This is a genomic window from Pseudarthrobacter oxydans, from assembly GCF_034258515.1.
GTDB lineage: Bacteria > Actinomycetota > Actinomycetes > Actinomycetales > Micrococcaceae > Arthrobacter.
The window spans coordinates 744,518-763,229 of the sequence record NZ_CP139438.1 but is presented as its reverse complement, the minus strand read 5'-3'; the positions used below and the strand labels follow the sequence as shown (position 1 = coordinate 763,229).

The 18,712-nt window shown below is 66.6% G+C and carries 15 protein-coding genes and 1 tRNA gene; 12 read left to right on the top strand and 4 right to left on the bottom strand.

The features are described 5' to 3' along the window. Positions 1 to 104: 104 nt before the first annotated feature. Entirely contained in the window at positions 105 to 1,538 is a 1,434-nt protein-coding gene (locus tag SMD14_RS03555; protein WP_321215345.1) for an MFS transporter, read from the top strand. 109 nt (positions 1,539 to 1,647) lie between these two features. Here the strand turns inward: SMD14_RS03555 and SMD14_RS03550 are convergent, their stop codons facing one another. Then, positions 1,648 to 3,858: a RecQ family ATP-dependent DNA helicase gene (locus SMD14_RS03550; protein WP_321215344.1), complete on the bottom strand. Its 2,211-nt coding sequence runs from the start codon at positions 3,856 to 3,858 to the stop codon at positions 1,648 to 1,650. Positions 3,859 to 4,001: 143 nt separating this feature from the next. On the opposite strand from SMD14_RS03550, the gene SMD14_RS03545 reads away from it, so the two are divergent. The 4 genes from SMD14_RS03545 (at position 4,002) to SMD14_RS03530 (ending at position 7,682) form a co-directional block, all read left to right on the top strand. Continuing rightward, entirely contained in the window at positions 4,002 to 5,420 is a 1,419-nt protein-coding gene (locus SMD14_RS03545; RefSeq protein WP_321215343.1) for a phosphomannomutase/phosphoglucomutase, read from the top strand. A gap of 6 nt (positions 5,421 to 5,426) precedes the next feature. Next, the gene (locus SMD14_RS03540; RefSeq protein ID WP_321215342.1) at positions 5,427 to 5,915 is read left to right on the top strand and encodes a hypothetical protein; all 489 of its coding nucleotides are present in this window, start codon (positions 5,427 to 5,429) and stop codon (positions 5,913 to 5,915) included. A gap of 15 nt (positions 5,916 to 5,930) precedes the next feature. Next, complete coding sequence (locus tag SMD14_RS03535; RefSeq protein ID WP_157239159.1) at positions 5,931 to 6,380, top strand: Rrf2 family transcriptional regulator; 450 nt, start codon at positions 5,931 to 5,933, stop codon at positions 6,378 to 6,380. A 141-nt stretch (positions 6,381 to 6,521) separates the two neighbouring features. After that, positions 6,522 to 7,682: a globin domain-containing protein gene (locus SMD14_RS03530; protein ID WP_321215341.1), complete on the top strand. Its 1,161-nt coding sequence runs from the start codon at positions 6,522 to 6,524 to the stop codon at positions 7,680 to 7,682. Positions 7,683 to 7,830: 148 nt separating this feature from the next. Here SMD14_RS03530 and SMD14_RS03525 read toward each other — a convergent pair whose 3' ends face one another. Then, the gene (locus tag SMD14_RS03525; protein ID WP_321216215.1) at positions 7,831 to 9,666 is read right to left on the bottom strand and encodes a phosphoenolpyruvate carboxykinase (GTP); all 1,836 of its coding nucleotides are present in this window, start codon (positions 9,664 to 9,666) and stop codon (positions 7,831 to 7,833) included. A gap of 277 nt (positions 9,667 to 9,943) precedes the next feature. Between SMD14_RS03525 and SMD14_RS03520 the strand changes: the two genes are divergently transcribed. From SMD14_RS03520 to SMD14_RS03495, 6 genes are all read left to right on the top strand, one after another. Continuing rightward, positions 9,944 to 10,020: transfer RNA gene (locus tag SMD14_RS03520), tRNA-Arg, on the top strand. 82 nt (positions 10,021 to 10,102) lie between these two features. Continuing rightward, on the top strand, positions 10,103 to 11,554 hold the full coding sequence (locus SMD14_RS03515; protein ID WP_409339716.1) for a dihydrolipoyl dehydrogenase family protein: 1,452 nt from the start codon (positions 10,103 to 10,105) through the stop codon (positions 11,552 to 11,554). A gap of 80 nt (positions 11,555 to 11,634) precedes the next feature. After that, positions 11,635 to 12,300, top strand: coding sequence for an ABC transporter ATP-binding protein (locus SMD14_RS03510; RefSeq protein WP_321215339.1), 666 nt, complete (start codon positions 11,635 to 11,637; stop codon positions 12,298 to 12,300). Beyond that, positions 12,297 to 14,333 (top strand): YhgE/Pip domain-containing protein, encoded by a 2,037-nt coding sequence (locus SMD14_RS03505; protein WP_321215338.1) that lies wholly within the window; start codon positions 12,297 to 12,299, stop codon positions 14,331 to 14,333. The genes SMD14_RS03510 and SMD14_RS03505 overlap by 4 nt, the downstream gene beginning before the upstream one ends. Continuing rightward, the gene (locus tag SMD14_RS03500) at positions 14,330 to 15,010 is read left to right on the top strand and encodes a TetR/AcrR family transcriptional regulator (protein ID WP_321215337.1); all 681 of its coding nucleotides are present in this window, start codon (positions 14,330 to 14,332) and stop codon (positions 15,008 to 15,010) included. The genes SMD14_RS03505 and SMD14_RS03500 overlap by 4 nt, the downstream gene beginning before the upstream one ends. Before the next feature lie 8 nt (positions 15,011 to 15,018). Then, on the top strand, positions 15,019 to 15,696 hold the full coding sequence (locus tag SMD14_RS03495) for a hypothetical protein (RefSeq protein WP_321215336.1): 678 nt from the start codon (positions 15,019 to 15,021) through the stop codon (positions 15,694 to 15,696). 31 nt (positions 15,697 to 15,727) lie between these two features. Here the strand turns inward: SMD14_RS03495 and SMD14_RS03490 are convergent, their stop codons facing one another. Together SMD14_RS03490 and SMD14_RS03485 are read right to left on the bottom strand one after the other, a co-directional pair. Beyond that, a complete protein-coding gene (locus SMD14_RS03490; RefSeq protein WP_321215335.1) occupies positions 15,728 to 16,255 on the bottom strand; it encodes a histidine phosphatase family protein in 528 nt (175 codons plus the stop codon). A gap of 185 nt (positions 16,256 to 16,440) precedes the next feature. After that, on the bottom strand, positions 16,441 to 17,307 hold the full coding sequence (locus tag SMD14_RS03485) for a winged helix-turn-helix domain-containing protein (RefSeq protein ID WP_321215334.1): 867 nt from the start codon (positions 17,305 to 17,307) through the stop codon (positions 16,441 to 16,443). A gap of 659 nt (positions 17,308 to 17,966) precedes the next feature. Here SMD14_RS03485 and SMD14_RS03480 point away from each other — a divergent pair. Further along, the gene (locus SMD14_RS03480) at positions 17,967 to 18,707 is read left to right on the top strand and encodes a response regulator transcription factor (protein ID WP_157239174.1); all 741 of its coding nucleotides are present in this window, start codon (positions 17,967 to 17,969) and stop codon (positions 18,705 to 18,707) included. The last annotated feature ends 5 nt before the right edge of the window (positions 18,708 to 18,712 follow it).

Below are 18,712 nucleotides of genomic sequence, written 5' to 3'. Positions count from 1 at the left end.
CCGGGGCCTTTTGCGTTCCCCGGCAGGTTCAACGCCCCGGACGTATCCGTCCGTGGGACGGACACCCGGCGCCTTGCCCGTCCCGGCGGTGGCAGGATTGTCGGATGGCAGCAAGCGACACGGTGGATGAGGCGCACGGCACGGTGCAGGCGTGGAGCCCCCGCCTGGCGCTCCTGGTGGCCGCCACCTTCTTCATGGAGTTCCTTGACGGCACAGTCCTCACCACGGCCATCCCCAACATCGCTGCCGACTTCCGGGTGCCCGCCGCGGACGTCAACATCACCATGACGGCGTACCTGCTGACCGTTGCCATGGGTATCCCGCTCAGCGGCTGGCTGGCTGAGCGCTTTGGTGCCCGACGCATCTTTTGCCTTGCCATTGCGATCTTCACGGCAGCATCCCTGGCCTGTTCGCTCAGCCAGGACCTGGTTGCCCTCACCCTCAGCCGGACCGCGCAGGGATTCGGCGGCGCCATGATGGTGCCGGTGGGAACCCTGCTGGTCCTTCGCGGGACGCCGAAGGCGGACCTCCTGCGCGCCACTGCGTTCCTGGTGTGGCCCGGGCTCCTGGCGCCAGTGCTCGCACCGCTGGTAGGCGGGGCCCTGACCACCTATCTTTCCTGGCACTGGATCTTCCTGATCAACCTCCCGCTGGGTGTGGCCGCACTGCTGGCGGCACTCCGGCTGGTTCCTGCTGCCGCGGGCGACGGCGGACGGCGGCTGGACTGGGTGGGCTTGTCCCTTACCACGCTGGGCGTGGGCGCCCTGGTGGCTGGCCTTGAACTGGTGAGCGCCCATCCTGCCGCCCCCTGGGCGGCCCTGAGCGCAGGTTTCGGCGTGACGGCTGCAGCCTGCGCCGTGTTCTGGATGCGCAGGACCCCCAATCCACTCTTTGACCTCGGGGTGTTCAGCACCCGCACGTTCAGGGCGATGGCCACCGGCGGGTTCGCCTACCGGCTGGCCATCAGCTCCGTCCCTTTCCTGCTGCCGCTGATGTTCCAGGCCGGGTTCGGCTGGTCCCCGCTGCACGCAGGTGCCATGGTGGCGGCCGTCTTCATCGGCAACATCGGCATCAAGCCGGCCACCACGCCGCTGATCCGGCGCTTTGGCTTCAAGGCGATGCTCGTCTTCGCCTCCCTTGCCTCTGCAGCCACGTTCATCCTCTGCGCCCTGCTCACGGCAGAAACGCCAGAGCCGCTGACGTTTGCCCTGCTGGTCTGCAGCGGCGCCTTCCGCTCAATCGGGTTCTCCGCCTACGCGTCGGTCCAGTACGCCGACATCGCGCCGGCGCAGCTCACCTCGGCAAATACTGTGTCTGCCACCCTGGTCCAGCTCGCCACTGCTGCGGGCATTGCCATTGGGGCCTTGCTCATCCGGCTGTTCGACGGGCTCAACAGCTTTCCAGCTCATTCCGCCGGACCTTTCCGCGGCGCATTCCTCGCCATGGCGGTGCTGATGCTGGCGAGCACGGCGGACAGCCTGTTCCTGCCACGGCATGCCGGAGCGGAAGTCAGCCGGCGCGGGGCCCAGCGGGTCTAGGCCCTGCGGGGTCCAAGCGCGGCGCGTCCAGGCCCTGCGGGGTCCAAGCGCAGCGCGTCCAGGCCCTGCGGGGTCCAAGCCCTGCCGGATTAGGTTAGCGAGCCCAGAGTCAGCCCGCCTGGGCCAGCACCAGCGGAAGCACAGCACCAGCCCCGGCCTGGCGAAGAGCCCGGCCCGCCACGGTGAGCGTCCACCTGCTGTCCACGATGTCATCGACCAGCATCACGCTGCCGCCCTGCAACGAGCCCAGCGCGGCCTCAAGCTCCGGCCCCACCACCAGACGGTCCCACACCCCCGCCAGCCGGTAGGCGCTGTTGCCCCCGCGGTTTCCCGTGGGGCCACCGTGGGCCAACTGAAGCTCGCCGAGGTACGGGATGCGTCCGATCTCCGAAATTCCCTTCGCAAGGGACCCCACCAGCTCAGGCTTGCCCCGCGACGGGATGCTGACAATGGCGGCCGGCCGTCCGGCACCGCTCCACGCAGGGTTGCGCGGGTCACCGCCGGCCCATTCGCGCAGTACCTGGACGCATGCCTGAAGCATGCCCGGGTCAACGGGCCGGTCCCCCGCGCCGGCCGCAAACAGCTCCCGCAATGCCCCGCCCCAGCCCAGGTCTGTCAGCCGTGCGAGGACCCGCCCCTCGGAGACTCCTTCTGCAGGTTTGAGCTTCCCCTTCACCGGAACACCAAGGCGGTCCATGCCGCTGGGCCACTGCAGCCGCGATTCCAGTACTCCGCCCGCCCTGCTGAGGGTCTGGCCGGCCGCCGCGGTGGCCTGCTCGGCAATCTCCGCCGGGAACCACCGGCCGGCGCAGTTATCGCACCTGCCACAGGCGTGGGCGGTCTCGTCATCAAGCACGGACGTGATGTATTCCATCCGGCAGCCGGCAGTGTCCTGGTAGATCACCATGGAGTCCTGCTCGTCCACGCGGGCCTCAGCTATCCGCCGGTACCGCTCGGCGTCGTATGCCCAGGGCCGGCCAGTTGACCGCCATCCACCGCCCACCCGCTCCACGGCGCCATCCACTGAGAGGACTTTCAACAGCAGTTCCAGCGGAGTGCGTCGAAGGTCCACCCTGGCTTCCAAGGCAACTGTGGACAGTGCGGTGCCTGCTTCGGCGAGCGCCGTGAGGACGGCGGCGGCTTTTTCCTCCGACGGCATGGAAGCCGTGGCGAAGTACTGCCAGATGTCCCGGTCTTCGGCACCCGGCAGGAGCAGGACATCGGCGTTCGCCGCCCCACGGCCGGCACGCCCAACCTGCTGGTAGTAAGCCACCGGCGAGGACGGCGCTCCGAGGTGGACCACGAAGCCGAGATCGGGCTTGTCAAAACCCATGCCTAGCGCGGACGTGGCAACCAGCGCCTTGACCTCATTGTCCTTCAGGAGCTGTTCGGCGCGTTCCCTGTCTGCGGGGTCCGTGCGCCCGGTATAGGCCAGCACCTCGTGGCCGGCCTCCGCCAGGAGGCGCGCTGTGTCCTCCGCCGCGGACACCGTCAGCGTATAGATGATGCCGCTGCCGGGAAGGTCGGCCAGATGCGTCAACAGCCAGCCCAGGCGCTGCTTGGCATCAGGAAGTGACAGGACTCCCAGCCGCAGCGAATCCCTGCCCAGCGCACCACGGATGGTGAGGACGCCGGCGCCGAGCTGCTCTTCGATGTCGTGAACCACCCGGGAGTTGGCGGTGGCTGTGGTGGCCAGCACGGGAACCGAATCCGGCAACTGGGTTATCAGGTCGGCGATCCTGCGGTAGTCGGGCCGGAAGTCGTGGCCCCAGTCTGAGATGCAGTGTGCCTCGTCGATGACCAGCAGGCCTGTGCGCCGGATAAGTTCGGGAAGCTGGTTTTCGCGGAAGGAGGGGTTGGTCAGCCGTTCCGGGGACACGAGCAGGACGTCCACCTGGTCAGCGGCGAGCTGTTCGCGGACGGTGTCCCATTCCAGCTGGTTCGCGGAGTTGATGGCCACGGCACGCACTCCTGCCCGGGCAGCCGCGGCTACCTGGTCCCGCATGAGGGCGAGGAGTGGCGACACGATAAGCGTGGGTCCGGCCCCGCGGCGGCGCAGGAGCAGGGAGGCCACGAAATAGACTGCCGATTTTCCCCAACCCGTACGCTGCACCACCAAAGCCCTACGGCCGTCATCCACCAGTGCCTCGATGGCTTCAAACTGGCCCTCGTGGAAACCGGCCGCCGGGTTGCCCACCAGCTCACGGAGAACGGCGAGCGCCTGCGCGTGGGTTGCCGAAGAAGGAAGGACGCCGGCATTTGCCGGTTCAGGAACGGTTGCGGGTTCAATGAGGTTGGTGGCGTGCTGGTTATCGACCATTGATTCAGTATCCCAGCCGCCTCCGACACGAGGCACACCGGAGCGCCCTATGTGGAAACCCCGCCACCGCAGCTTCGCGTCACATACGCCGGCCCCCACCCGTCCTCCACAGCCACTTCCGCGGCCCACGTAAGATAAAGCCCGTGACTAGCGAACAGACAACGACTTTTGACCTTTCGGCATCCTTCAAGGCGTACGACGTCCGTGGCATCGTGGGCGAGTCCATCACCGCCGAAATCGTCGAAGCCGTGGGCGCCGCCTTCGTGGACGTCCTCCAGCTCGAAGGCCAGACCATCCTGGTGGGCGGCGACATGCGCCCGTCCTCCCCGGAATTCAGCAAGGCCTTCGCCAACGGCGCAGCCACCCGCGGCGCCAACGTTGAGCTGCTGGACCTGATTTCCACGGACGAACTGTACTTCGCCTGCGGTTACCTGAACCGTGCCGGCGCCACCTTCACCGCCAGCCACAACCCGGCCGGCTACAACGGCATCAAGATGTCCAAGGCCGGAGCCGTTCCCATTTCTTCCGAATCCGGCCTTAAGGACATCCAGGCCCTCGCCGAGCAGTACCTCAACACCGGCACCATCCCGGCCGCGGCGAAGCGCGGCCTCATCGGTGTCCGCGACGTCCTCAAGGACTATTCCGAATACCTCCGCAAGCTCGTGGACCTGTCCGGTTCCCGGCCGCTGAAGGTTGTTGTGGACGCCGGCAACGGCATGGCAGGCCTCACCACCCCTGCAGTGCTGGGCGACACCCTGCTCCCCAAGCTGCCCCTGGACATCGTCCCCCTCTACTTCGAGCTGGACGGTTCCTTCCCCAACCACCCTGCGAACCCGCTGGAACCGGAGAACCTCCGCGACCTGCAGGCGGCAGTGGTGGAACACGGTGCGGACATCGGCCTGGCGTTCGACGGTGACGCCGACCGCTGCTTCGTGGTGGACGAGAAGGGCGAGCCCGTGTCGCCGTCGGCCATTACCGGCATGGTGGCGCGCCGCGAGATTGCCCGCGCCAAGGCCCTGGGCGAGGCAACCCCCACGATCATCCACAACCTCCTCACTTCGCGCGCCGTGTCAGAGCTCGTGGAGCACGACGGCGGCCGGGCAGTCCGCACACGCGTGGGCCACTCCTTCATCAAGGCGGTCATGGCGGAGGAAGGCGCGGTCTTCGGCGGGGAGCACTCAGCCCACTTCTACTTCCGTGACTTCTGGAACGCGGACACGGGCATGCTGGCGGCCATGCACGTCCTGGCAGCCCTGGGCGAACAGGACGGCCCCCTCTCGGAACTGGGCCGCGAGTACGAGCCGTACGTCAGCTCGGGCGAGATCAACTCCGAGGTCGACGACAAGCCCGCCGCCGTCGAGCGCGTACGCGCTGCCTTCGCGGACGAGGACATCACCATCGACACCCTGGACGGCAGCACGTTCACGGCCAATGACGGCAGCTACTGGTTCAACCTGCGTCCGTCCAACACCGAACCTTTCCTCCGGCTTAACGCCGAGGCGACCGACCGCGCCACCATGGAACGGGTCCGGGACCGGGTCCTGTCGATTGTCCGGGCGTAGGCAAGCGTGACACAGACCCCGGAGCCGGGCTCCGAAGAACAGGGCTCCTGGCGCGGCTCGGTGCCGGAAGCCACCGCCACGGATCTGGAGAACCTCCTGGGCACGGGCGTCAGTGCCGCCCAGGAGCAACTCCACCGCAGCGGCGGCTTCCTGCCCTTCGCCCTGACCGTCCAGAACGACGGCGAGGTGCGGCTGGTGGCCGTCTCGCCGGCAGATGCCGCGGAAGGTTCGGACGGCGACTTTGATGCCGACGCCATGATCAGCGACCTCACAGCTTTGCTACGGCAGAACCGGGAGGACTTCCGGGCTGCCGCCGTGGTCTGCGACATCCTGCTGGTGGAGGAGGACTCGGACGCCATCCACGTGGCGGCGGAGCACCGCGACGGCTCTGTCTTTGCTGCCGTGCTGCCTTACTCGGCGAACGCGGGTACCCAGACATGGGAATTTGGGGAGCTGGCGGCCGACGCCAGCGAGCCCGCGATCTGGGTGGACTAGACCGGCCGCGCCGCCATGAAGATCAACGCCTTCGCCGACGTCAGCCTGCGCGCCCTAATGGTGCTTGCGGCAGCTCCCGCGGGTGCCCTGCTGACCACGCAGAACATCGCCGACTCCGTAGGGACGCCCTACAACCACGTCAGCAAAGCGATGGCGAAGCTGCGCACCCTCGGATATCTCGAGGTGGTCCGCGGCCGGACCGGCGGCTCCCGCCTTAGCCACGCCGGCCGCAATGCCACCGTGGGGCAGGTCCTGCGGCAGCTCGATACCCGGACCGACGCGGCAGACTGCGTGGCTCCCGGCGGGAACTGCCCCCTGATCAACGAATGCCGGCTCCGCTCCGCGCTGTCCCGGGCGCGCGAGGCGTTCTACCACGAACTCGATTCCGTCAACATTGCGGACCTCCCCGTGTCCGGCCAAATGGCCCCGGTCTTCAGCATGATCGGTCTCCGCCCGGGGCTCTGATACCCGGGCCAGGCCTGTATTACCGGACGATTTGCTTCCATCTTCTACAAGATGTAGAAATTGGGTATGAAAACCAGCATTTTGAATGCAGGTATTCGCAAAGGCCGGACGAAGGCCCCGGTCACTACCTCAGGAGTTCCCATGCTCTCGGAAAAATCCCGCCCCGTCATTGAAGCAACGCTGCCCCTCGTCGGATCCCGGATCGGCGCTATCACCCCCAATTTCTACGCCCGCCTGTTCGCCGCCCACCCCGAACTCCTGGACGGCCTGTTCAGCCGCTCCAACCAGCGCTCCGGCAACCAGCAGCAGGCGCTGGCAGGCAGTATCGCGGCCTTCGCCACCCACCTGGTCAACAACCCGGGCACCCTTCCCGAGACCGTCCTCTCCCGCATTGCCCACCGGCACGCGTCCCTGGGCATCACCGAACCGCAGTACCAGGTGGTCTACGAGCACCTCTTCGCCGCGATCGCCGAGGACCTGGCGGAGGTCATCACCCCGGAAATCGCGGACGCCTGGACCGAGGTGTACTGGCTGATGGCCGACGCCCTGATCAAGCTCGAAAAGGGCCTCTACGCCGCCCAGGCCAATGACCGGATGTGGATGCCGTGGCGGGTGGCGGCCAAGACCCCCGCCGGCGCAGGCTCCATGACCTTCACCCTCGAACCGGCCGACGACACCCCGGTCACCCCGGCCCTTCCCGGCCAGTACATCAGCGTCAAGGTGACCCTGCCGGAAGGCCTTCGCCAGGTGCGCCAGTACTCGCTCTCCGGCGAGGCCGGCACCAGCCGAAGCTTCACCACCAAGCTTGACGACGGCGGCGAGGTCTCCCCCGTGCTCCACAACAACGTGCAGGTTGGCGACGTCCTGGAGATCTCCAACCCCTACGGCGAGATCACCCTGAAGGAGGGCGACGGGCCGTTGGTGCTGGCGTCCGCGGGCATCGGCTGCACCCCCACCGCTTCCATCCTTCGGTCCCTGGCAGAGGCCGGGTCCGAACGGCAGGTGCTGGTGCTCCACGCGGAAAGCACCTTGGACAGCTGGGCGCTGCGCAGCCAGATGACGGACGACGTCGAGCGCCTGGACGGCGCCGAGCTTCAGCTGTGGCTCGAAGAGCCCGTGGACGGAGCCAGGGAAGGTTTCATGTCCCTGCGTGAGGTGGATCTGCCGGCGGATGCGTCCCTGTACCTGTGCGGCCCGCTGCCGTTCATGAAGAACATCCGCAACGAAGCCATCAACGCCGGCATCCCGGCCACCCGGATCCACTACGAAGTGTTCGGCCCCGACATCTGGCTCGCCAGCTGAATCGATTGCTCCGTACCTGTCGTTTTGGAGTTCCATAACGACAGGTGCGGAGCAATCGACGGCGGGCCGGTGGGAAACGACGGCGGCGCCGCACCTTTTCCCAAAAGGTGCGGCGCCGCCGTCGTTATGCCTGCTTGATGCCGGCTGGTCAGCTGTGGTCAGCCATGCGCCCCTTCAGGGCGTCCAGCTCGGCACGCAGCGCGTCCGGGAGTGAATCGCCGAACTGCGCGTACCAGTCCTCGATGGACGCCAGCTCGGCGTCCCATTCCTCCCGGTCCACGCGGACGGCCTCCTCCACGTGTGCGTGGGTAAGGTCCAGGCCCGTGAGGTCCAGCGAGTCACCGGTGGGAACGTAGCCGATGGGCGTCTCCACGGCAGCGGCCTTGCCCTCGATGCGCTCGATGGCCCATTTCAGGACCCGGGCGTTGTCCCCGAAGCCCGGCCAGGCGAAGCCGCCGTCGGCGGTGCGGCGGAACCAGTTCACCAGGAAGATGTGCGGCAGCCGCTCGGGGTTGGCCTTCCCCGAGACACTGATCCAGTGCTTGAGGTAGTCGCCGGCGTCGTAGCCGATGAACGGGAGCATGGCCATGGGGTCGCGGCGGAGCCTGCCCACCTGGCCGGCGGCGGCGGCCGTGGTCTCCGAGGAGAGCGTGGAGCCCATGAAGATGCCGTTTGTCCAGCTGCGGGCCTGGGTCACCAGGGGAACCGTGGTCTTGCGGCGGCCGCCGAAGAGGATGGCGGAAAGCTCCACGCCTTCGGGGCTGTAGTATTCCTCGGCCAGCATGTCGATCTGGGAGATGGGCGTGCAGAACCGGGAGTTCGGGTGGGCGGCAGGCTTGTCCGAATCCGGAGTCCAGGAGTTGCCCTCCCAGTCGGTGAGATGGGCCGGAACGTCGTCCGTCATGCCCTCCCACCACACGCCCCCGTCGTCCGTGAGGGCCACGTTGGTGAAGATGCTGTGGCCCTTGGCGATGGCGCGCATGGCGTTGGGGTTGGTGCCCCAGCCGGTGCCCGGAGCGACACCGAACAGGCCGGCCTCCGGGTTGGTGGCGCGCAGTTCGCCTTCCTTGCCGATCCGCATCCAGGTGATGTCATCGCCGAGGGTCTCGACTTCCCAGCCTTCAATGGTGGGATCCAGGAGGGCCAGGTTGGTCTTGCCGCAGGCCGACGGGAAGGCCGCCGACAGGTAGTACGACTTCTTCTCCGGCGAGGTGAGCTTGAGGATGAGCATGTGCTCAGCCAGCCATCCTTCGTCGCGGGCCATCACGGAGGCGATGCGGAGGGCGTAGCACTTCTTGCCCAGGAGGGCGTTGCCGCCGTAGCCCGAGCCGAAGGACCAGATGGACCGTTCCTCGGGGAAGTGGACAATCCACTTGTCCGGGTTGCAGGGCCATGCGACGTCGGCCTGGCCGGGTTCCAGCGGGGCCCCCAGCGAGTGCAGGGCAGGGACGAAGAACGCGTTGGTCTCGGTGATCTTGTCCAGCACCGCGGTTCCGATGTTGGCCATGATCCGCATCGAGGCAACAACGTAGGCGCTGTCCGTGATCTCGACGCCGAACTTGGGGTCCTCAGCGTCAAGGTGGCCCATGACGAAGGGGATGACGTACATGGTGCGGCCGCGCATGGAGCCGGCGAACAGCCCGCGCAGCTTTTCCTTCATCTCGGCGGGAGCCATCCAGTTGTTGGTGAACCCGGCGTCACGCTTGTTTTCCGAGCAGATGAACGTCTGCTCCTCAACGCGGGCTACGTCTGCGGGGTCGGAGAAGGCAGCGAAGGAATTCGGAAACAGTTCCTGGTTCAGCCGCGTCAGGGTGCCGGCTGCCACCAGTTCATCGGTCAGCCGGGTGTTTTCCTCTTCGGACCCGTCCACCCAGTAGATGCGGTCCGGCTGCGTTAGCTCTGCAACCTCTTCGACCCACGCCAGCAGACCGGCATGTGTGGTGGGTGCTTTCTCAAGCAGCGGCTTCTGCGCCAGATCGCCCATTTCGGTTCCCTTCCTCGGGTTCATCGGTGTGTCCTAAATGCTATGGTCCGGACCACTGGGGTTTTTGGGACGTATGCTGACGATTTGAGGCCACAGAAATGGAATTCCGCGGGAAATCAAGGAACTTCAAGCTGAAATTCTACGACAAAGTGACGAAGGTCACCTATACCGGTCTAGTAGCCGAGATTACACGCCCCTCGATTTGGCATCCCAGCCAACCCTCGCGTAAAGTAATTCGAGGTTCAGGGAGAGCGGTTCTTCTCCAGGAACACGGAATGCGCCCATAGCTCAGCTGGATAGAGCGTCTGTCTACGGAACAGAAGGTCAGGGGTTCGAATCCCTTTGGGCGCACCAACAAGGTCCGCACCGGTTCGCCGGTGCGGACCTTTTGCGTTGACCCACATCCGCATTCTCCCGGGCGTAGGCTGTCCCCATGATGCCCGAGCCTGTGAAGCAGGAATTTGACGTTGTGGTGATCGGCGCAGGCGCCGTGGGGGAAAACGTTGCGGACCGCGCCGTCCAGGGCGGCCTCTCCGTGGTGCTGGTGGAGGCGGAGCTGGTGGGCGGCGAGTGCTCCTACTGGGCATGCATGCCGTCAAAGGCCCTGCTTCGGCCCGGAACGGCGCTGCACTCTGCGCAGACGACGCCGGGCGCCAAGGAAGCCGTCACGCGGACCCTGGATGCTGCAGCAGTGCTCAAGCGCAGGGACCATTTCACGTCCAACTGGCAGGATGACAGCCAGGTTGCCTGGGTCAAGGACTCCGGCATCGACCTCATCAGGGGCCATGCCTGGCTTACGGCTCCCAAGGCGGTCCAGGTTGCGGGGCTGGACGGCACCTCCCACCTGCTGCGGGCGCGACACGCGGTGGTGCTGGCCACAGGGTCAATGCCGAACATGCCCCCGATCGAAGGGCTTGAGGACGTGCAGGTCTGGGGAACCCGGGACGCCACCTCGGCCAGCGAAATTCCGGAGCGGCTGGCTGTCCTGGGCGGGGGTGTTGCCGGGACGGAGCTGGCCCAGGCGTTCGCCCGCCTCGGATCCGCCGTGACGCTCGTGGCGCGCAGCAGGCTGCTGGGGAACTATCCGGAGGAGGCAGCCAGTCTGGTTGCCGCGGGCCTGCGCGCGGACGGCGTGGACATCCGGCTCAATACCGTGACGGAGGGCATCACTGCGAACGACGACGGCACCTTCAGTTTGCAGTTGGCCGGCGGGTCAACGGTCATCGCTGACAAGGTCCTCGTCTCCACGGGCAGGCACCCCGCCCTTGAGGGCCTGGGGCTGGAAAGCGTCGGCATCGAGCCGGACAGCCACGGCCGCCTGACCCTCAGTACGGATAGTTCCGGCCTGGTGGAGGGCATCCCGGGCGACGACCCGTGGCTGTATGCGGTGGGTGACGCGGCGGGCAAGAACCTACTGACGCACCAGGGAAAGTACGAGGCGCGGGCGACGGGCGACGCCATCACGGCCCGGGCCAAGGGCGAACTGACCGGGCGGCCGGCGGACTGGAGCCGCTATTCCCAGACCGCCAACCAGCATGCCGTACCCAACGTCGTCTTTACCGATCCTGAGGTTGCCACCGTAGGCCGCACGCTGGAAGTTGCCCGCGAGGACGGCTACAACGCCTCTTCGGTGGAACTCCCCATCCAGGTGGCCGGGTCTTCACTGCATTCGGAGAACTATGAGGGGTGGGCGCAGCTGGTGGTCGACGAGGACCGGAAGGTACTGCTGGGCGCCACGTTCGCCGGCCCGGACGTCGCCGAGCTCCTGCACGCCGCTACGGTCGCCGTCGTGGGCGAGGTCCCGCTTGACCGGCTGTGGCATGCGGTCCCCTCCTACCCCACGATCAGTGAGGTTTGGCTGCGGCTCCTGGAGAAATACGGCCTGTAGGGCGTCGAACCAGCCGCTATTTGAACTGACCGGTCAGTTTAGTTAGGCTGGAGCTGGACGCATTCTGCGAAAGGCCAATCTTGCTCTCAGCTCAGCTGCTCTCGGTCAGGGGGCGCAGGGACCCCCTGCTTCCGGCCACTTCCCTCCACGTTAACCGCGGTGAACTCCTGCTGGCCACCGGCGGACGGCAGGACCGCCGCACGGCCCTTGCGCTGGTCCTCAGCGGCAGGATGACGGCAACCGGAGGCCGCATCACCTGGGACGGCAGCGAGCGGGTCAAGCCGCGCCGGCTGGCGAGCGCCCTGGTGGATTCCCCGGGCGTCAACGAGCCGGAGCAGCACCTCAGCGTCCGGGACCTTGTCACGGAGGACCTGGCCCTGATCCCGCGCCGCTACCGGGGCGCCCTGCTCAGCAGTCCGTGGCTGAAGGTGAACAGCTTCGAGGACATCGCCGGCCTTTGGACCGAGCAACTGGATCCGGGCCGGCGGCTCGAGCTCCTGACCGCGCTTGCGCTGGCCAATCCGCGCACGGACCTGCTGGTGGTCGATTCCCCCGACCGGCACGGTGACTCCGAGTGGCTGCCGCGGCTCCAGCGGCTGGCGTTCGACGGCGGACGGCCGCTCGCCGTCGTCGCCACTGTTGGCGCCCTCCCGCCGTCGTGGAACGGACCCAGCGTTGCCATCGGCAACGCCGCCACGGGGGATGCCGCGGAAACTGCTGAACTCGAAACAGAGGTTGCCAAATGACGATACTGCGGCTGGCCCGCTCCGAACTCAAGAGGATGACCGGCGGGCTGCTGCCGAAGCTGACCATCCTCGCGCTGACCATGGTCCCCCTGCTGTACGGCGCCGTCTATCTTTACGCAAACTGGGATCCCTATGGCAACCTCGACCACGTCGACGCAGCCCTTGTTGTTGAGGACGCCGGAGCCCCGGCCAGCGACGGAACGCGGCTTGACGCGGGGGCGAAGGTGGCGGACAGCCTGGTGGACGGCAACGTGTTCCACTGGATACCCGTAGCCACCACGGAAGAGGCGGACCAAGGTGTCAGCAACGGCGAATACGCGTTCGCCCTGAAAATTCCCCGGGACTTTTCGGCCAACCTGGTGTCCCCCGGCAGTTTCGATTCCGCCAGCCAGGCAATGCTGAACGTCACCACCAACGATGCCAACAACTACCTCCTGAGCACCATCGTGGATAAACTCACCACTGCCGTCCACAGCACCGTTGCCACGGAGGTGGGCGAGGAAACGGCCAACCAGCTGCTGACGGGTTTTGGCACCATCCACACACAGATGGTCAAGGCGGCAGACGGCGCGGGCCAGGTGGCGGACGGCGTGGCGCTGCTCCGCGACGGAGCCGCCGCCCTCCATGAGGGCACCTCCGAGCTGAGCAACGGCGCCGGCGGGCTTTATGCCGGGCAGGCCAAGCTGCGCGACGGCGCCAACGAGCTGACCGACGGCGCAGGCCAGCTCAGCAGCGGACTCTCCACGCTCAAGGACAAGACGTCCACGCTGCCCACCGATTCCCGTACCCTCGCCGCCGGTGCAGCCCAGGTGGCAGCCGGAAACGCGCAGCTGAACGCCAAGGTGCAGAACGTTGCAGCCCAACTGGAAGCCGCAGACCAGGGGCTCCGGACACGAGTGCTGGAATCAAACAGCAGGCTTATCGCGGCAGGCGTCCTTACGCAGGAGCAGGCCGACAGCATCCTGGCCGACTTCGACGCCACAGCCGGCTCGAGCCCAATGGCTGCCGCCAAAACGGGAATCCAGGCAGATGCCGCCCAGATCCAGCAACTGGCGGACGGGGCACAGTCTGTCAGTGCCGGCGCGGCGCAGCTCGCCGCTGGCACGCCGGCACTGAGGGACGCCGTGTCGCAGGCTTCGTCCGGCGCCGACCAGCTGCACACCGGGGCTGCCGCACTGGCCACCGGAGAACAGGCCGCGCTCGACGCGGCCGGCCGTCTTGCTGACGGAGCAAGCAGTGTGGATGCCGGGGCGGCCCAGCTGATGAATGGTGCCGGGACAGCAGCGGGCGGGTCACGCACGCTGGCGGACGAAATCGGCAAAGGCGCCGGGCAGGTGCCCAACCCCGATGACGCCCAGAAGAGCAACATCTCCCGCGTCATGGCAGACCCTGTGGCGGTCAGCAACGTCTCACAGGCCAAGGCCGAGTCCTACGGGGCCGGGCTGGCACCGTTCTTCCTCGCCCTCGCGCTGTGGATCGGCATCTTCATGCTGGTCCAGGCAATGCGTCCCATCACCCAGCGGGCGCTGGCGTCCAATGCGGCGTCCTGGAAGATCGCACTGGGCGGCTGGCTCCCGTTCCTGGCGGTCTCGGCGGTGCAGGCAACCCTCCTCACCCTGGTCGTGAATCTTGCCCTGGGGCTCAATCCCGCCCACCCTGTCCTGATGTGGTTCTTTATGCTGGCCGCAGCAATGGCGTTCAGTGCCCTCATCCAAGGCGTTGTGGCGCTGCTCGGCTCTCCGGGGAAACTCGTGGTGCTCATCCTGCTGGTCCTGCAGCTGGTGTCCTCCGGCGGGACCTTCCCGTGGCAAACCACTCCGCAGCCGCTCCACGTGGTGCATGAGGTCCTGCCCATGGGCTATGTAGTGGCCGGGATGCGGCACCTGGTCTATGGCGGGGACCTGACCATGATCGCACCCACGGTCCTGGGCCTGGTGGGCTATACCGCCCTGGGGGCGGCCATGTCCACGGTTGCGGTGCGCCGGAATAAGTACTGGACCCTGAAGACGCTGAAACCTGAGATTGCGGTATGAGCACGGAACCACCGGTAGCGGCGAAGAGCCTGCGCACCGCCCGGACTACCGCTACGCGCCAGAAACTCTTCGAGGCGTCCATGGAACTCATCGGCGAGCGGGGTGCGGCCGGCGTCACGGTTGATGAGATCGCCGCTGCGGCAGGCGTCTCCAAGGGAACCGTCTACTACAACTTCGGCAGCAAGTCGGAGCTCATCGCGCAGCTGCTGCGGCATGGGGTGGACATCCTGAAGGCCCGCCTCCTGGGAGCACCGGAACAGGGAGCAGGCCAGCCCGGGGGCCAAGCCGGGGCTGGCCCCCGGGCAAGCGACCCGCTGCTGGCCATGGAGGCAATGATCGGACAGGCCCTGGACTTCATGGCGGACTACCCGTCCTTCGCGCGCCTCTGGGTCAGCGAAAACTGGCGTACGCCCAGCGAGTGGCAGGGCACCTTCGCCGTCCTTCGCGGCGAGCTGCTCGGCGTGATCGGGGAGGCAGTGGAGAAGGTGGCGCAGGCATACCCGGTGGACCCGTCGGTTTCCCGGGGCAGCCTGGAAACCGCCATTTTCGGGGCCTGCTTCGTGGTGGGACTGGACCGCCAGACATACCACCCCGAGCGGACGCGTGACCAAAGCGTTGCAGCAATCATGGCCATCATGCGCGGCTACGTGCTGAAGCAACCCTCAGCTCAGGGATGATTGGACCCATGGGGAAGAGCGGAAAGTTCGCGGTTATTTCCGGTGTTGTTGCGGCCGGCCTGCTGGTGCTGACCGGGATGACGCTAGCCGAGCCGGTATTCATTGCGTTCCTCGGTGTCCTGGCGCTGGCGTGCCTGGCCTGCATCACGGAGATCCTGAACCGGGGGCGGCGCCTAGCCCTGCTCGTGGCCGGCGCGGGCACCAGCCTCACCATCGGCTTTTCCCTCGCCTTCGTCAGCACGTGGGAACTGGCTTTCGCCGGCCAGTCCTCGTTCGTCGGAACGCCGTTGCCCACTGACGACCCCGACAACTACTTTTTCGGCGCTGCCACTGCAGCCGTGGTTACCCTGCTCGTGCTGTTCCTCGGTGCGGCCTGGCCCCGCGGGCGCCGGCTGCACGCGCTGTCGCGGAAAGGCACGGCTGGACGGAGTACGGCTGGACGGGGCCCCGGAAGAAAGGGCACGGCAACAAGGGGCACGGCCGGCAGGGACGCTTCCGTGAAGGGCCGGACGGCGGCGGGCAGGCCGGCCGCCAAGGGAACAGCCCAGCGCAAACCGGCCCAGCAGGCAGGGGGCCTCCGCGCGCCCGCGCGGGTGCCTTCAAGCGCCGCCAACCGGCCGTCGTCGTCCGCTTCCCCTGCCAGGACGCCGCCGAAAACGAGGGCCAAAACCACGCCGCGCCGGTAACTCCTGCCGGCCCGGCAGGATGGGCGCCAGGTTAGTGGGCCCGGGGAACCTTGAACTTGGTGATGCGGGCGTCCTGTCCGTCCAGTTCGGCCCAGGATTTCTCCGTCTCCAGGACGGTGAGGGCGTTGGTGGGGTACCGGGTGGCAGCGTCCATGTAGGCATGGTGGTCGGAATCCCGCGAGGCGAGGTGCATTGCCAGGTCCTGGACCCCCGGCAGGTGTGAAATCACCATCAATGTGGTCACGGTGTCCGGAACGTGGTTGATGACCGTCAGCATCCGAAGTGCTGAGGCAGCGTACAGCCCGTCCTCAAGCTTGGGGGTGGGCGCTTTGTCCCCCAGCTCCGAGCACACCCAGGTGCAGGTCTGCCTGGTCCGCAGGGCACTGGAGCAGAGGATGAAGTCCGGGACGATGTTGTGCTTGAGCAGCCAGCGGCCGGCCAGGGGCGCCTCCCGGTGGCCGCGCTCCTCCAGCGGACGCTCGTGGTCGGCCACCCCGCCCGGCCAGTCGGCCTTGGCATGGCGCATGATCACAAGCCGTCGAAGATGGTGCCCACTCATGGCCCTAGCCTATAGCCCGCCAATGAAGTGCACGATGACCCCAGCCCCGGCAGCTGCGGAGGCCAGTGCTCACAGGGTCCGGACGCGCGAAAGCGACTTTCTGCGTAGTGCCGCATCGCCGACTGAGGAACGAAGGAGGTGTCTAAGGCACGGCAGAAAGCCGCTTTGGCGCGGTCGCAAAAGACCTAGATCGAGTATTCAGGAGCGGCCCAGACAACCACTTCGGGGTGCTCGTAGAACCGGTATCCTTGGCCGCGGACGGTGCGCACGGTGTTGGCGAGGCGGCCCAGCTTGGAGCGCAGCCGGCGGATGTGGACGTCGATGGTGCGCTCGTTGGGGACCTCTTCGGCGTTGCGCCAGAGGCCTTCCAGGAGCTCATCGCGGCCCACGGTGCGGGTTCCGTTCTCCACAAGGTAGTTCAGGAGCTCGAACTCCTTGAACGTCAGGTTGAGGGACTCGCCGTCCAGGTGGACTTCGCGGCGGGCGAGGTCGATCAGGACACCGGACGGGCGCGGCTCCTGGGCCTGCGCGGGACGCGCGGCGTCAGTGCGCGGGCGGGTGTTGACGGTGGGGTCACCGAACGTGGAACGGACGACATCGAGCGCGGAACCGGGAGTGCCTGCGGGGGCCACGGCGACGGCTGCGTAGCTTTCGGCCCCGGACACCAGGGACTGGGCGTAGGCGCGGATTTCCTGGGCCAGCTTGGCGATGGAGGTCCCGGCGGCCGCCGCGGTTTCCTCGTCGATGCCCATGTAGAGCACGAATCCGCGGGCTACGTTGTCACTGGCGACAGGCCGGACAGCAGCCGGACCGGCCACTACGGGAGTGGGGGCCGTCATCGGTGCCGCCTCGGCAGGCTGGACGGCACGGAGCTGCCCGTAGGAATTGGGGTTATAGCCCTGGGGCGCGTAGCCCTGGGCGGGAAAGTTGCTTCCGGAAGCAGAGGGAGCAAGGGCAGGGCGGGGGCCGAAGCCGGGGCGGAGGCCGGTCTGCTGGCCCGCCTTGGCGGCGTTACGGACAGAGATGTGGACGTATCCGGATGCAACTGACATAAGTGCTTACCTCAATGTGAATGGCCGTCATCACGGCCCGAATGCTGGGTTTCCCCGCAATGCGAACTGGGGAGGGGCGCCCGACGCTGGGCTGGGGGCGAATGCCTAAGAACTTCGGAGGGTGGGAAGGTCAGGCGTGCATTCGACAACAGCGCATGTCGGCAGCAGCGGATGTGCTGGGCCAATATTCTGCGTCTGCAGGTGCTGTTGAGTTCTTGTTCACATTGGAAGTGTGCAGCGTAACAATGCCAACTTGCAAGTAACAATGGACGCGATCGTCCGCATAATGAGACGAACTGGGCTAATGTGCCGCAAATCACGATTCTGGCGGAGCCATAAAAATAACGCTTGTTATCCCTTGGAGGCGTCCGATTCCGCCCCTAGGCAGAATTTTGTTCGACAGCATGGTGCTTCCCGTCGAAAATATTCAAGACTGGGACTGATAGGGAAATCCCACTCACCGCCTTGCTGGCGTGTCCAGCCGCCCGCGTTTTCGGACAAGAAATTTTCCCGGAAAACTGCCGCGCGACGGCAATCCCGCAGCAGCGGCCACGCAGGAGCAGCCGCATTTCCGGCATCCAGCTCGCTAGGCTGGGATTCACAGCTTGGTCACAGGAATGCCATAGCCGGGCTTAAACCAATAATCGGAAAGTTGTCCCATGGCCACGTCGCACTCCATGACAAACAACCTCCCCAAACTCACCCATCCGGACGGCTCCCCCATCAGGGCCCTCGTCGTGGATGACGAACCCAGCCTCTCTGAACTCATGAGCATGGGGCTGCGCATGGCGGGCTGGTCCGTGGCAGTAGCTGCCGACGGCCCGGAAGCGGTGAAGCTGGCCAAGGACTTCCGCCCCGACGTCCTGGTATTGGACGTCATGATTCCAGGGTTCGACGGCGTCGAGGTCCTGAACAGGATCCGCGCTTTCGCACCCGAGGTTCCCGCGCTTTTCCTGACCGCCAAAGACGCGGTCCAGGACAGGATCGTGGGCCTCGCTGCCGGCGGCGACGACTATGTGACCAAACCCTTCAGCATGGAGGAAGTCCTGCTGCGGCTGCACCGGCTGGTCCAGCGCTCCGGAGTTGCCGCCATGGACACTGCGGAACTGGTAGTGGGAGACCTTGTGCTCAACGTCGACACCCGGGAGGTGACCCGCGCGGGCGAGGAGCTCCAGCTGACGGCCACCCAGTTCGAGCTGCTGCGATACCTCATGGAGAACCCAAAGCGCGTCATCAGCAAGGCCCAGATCCTGGACCGGGTGTGGAACTACGACTTCGGCGGCCAGGCAAACATCGTGGAACTCTACATCTCCTACCTGCGCAAGAAAGTGGACGCCGTGCACCCGCCCATGATCCACACCGTGCGGGGCGCCGGGTACGTCATCAAGCCGGCGGAGTAGGCGCG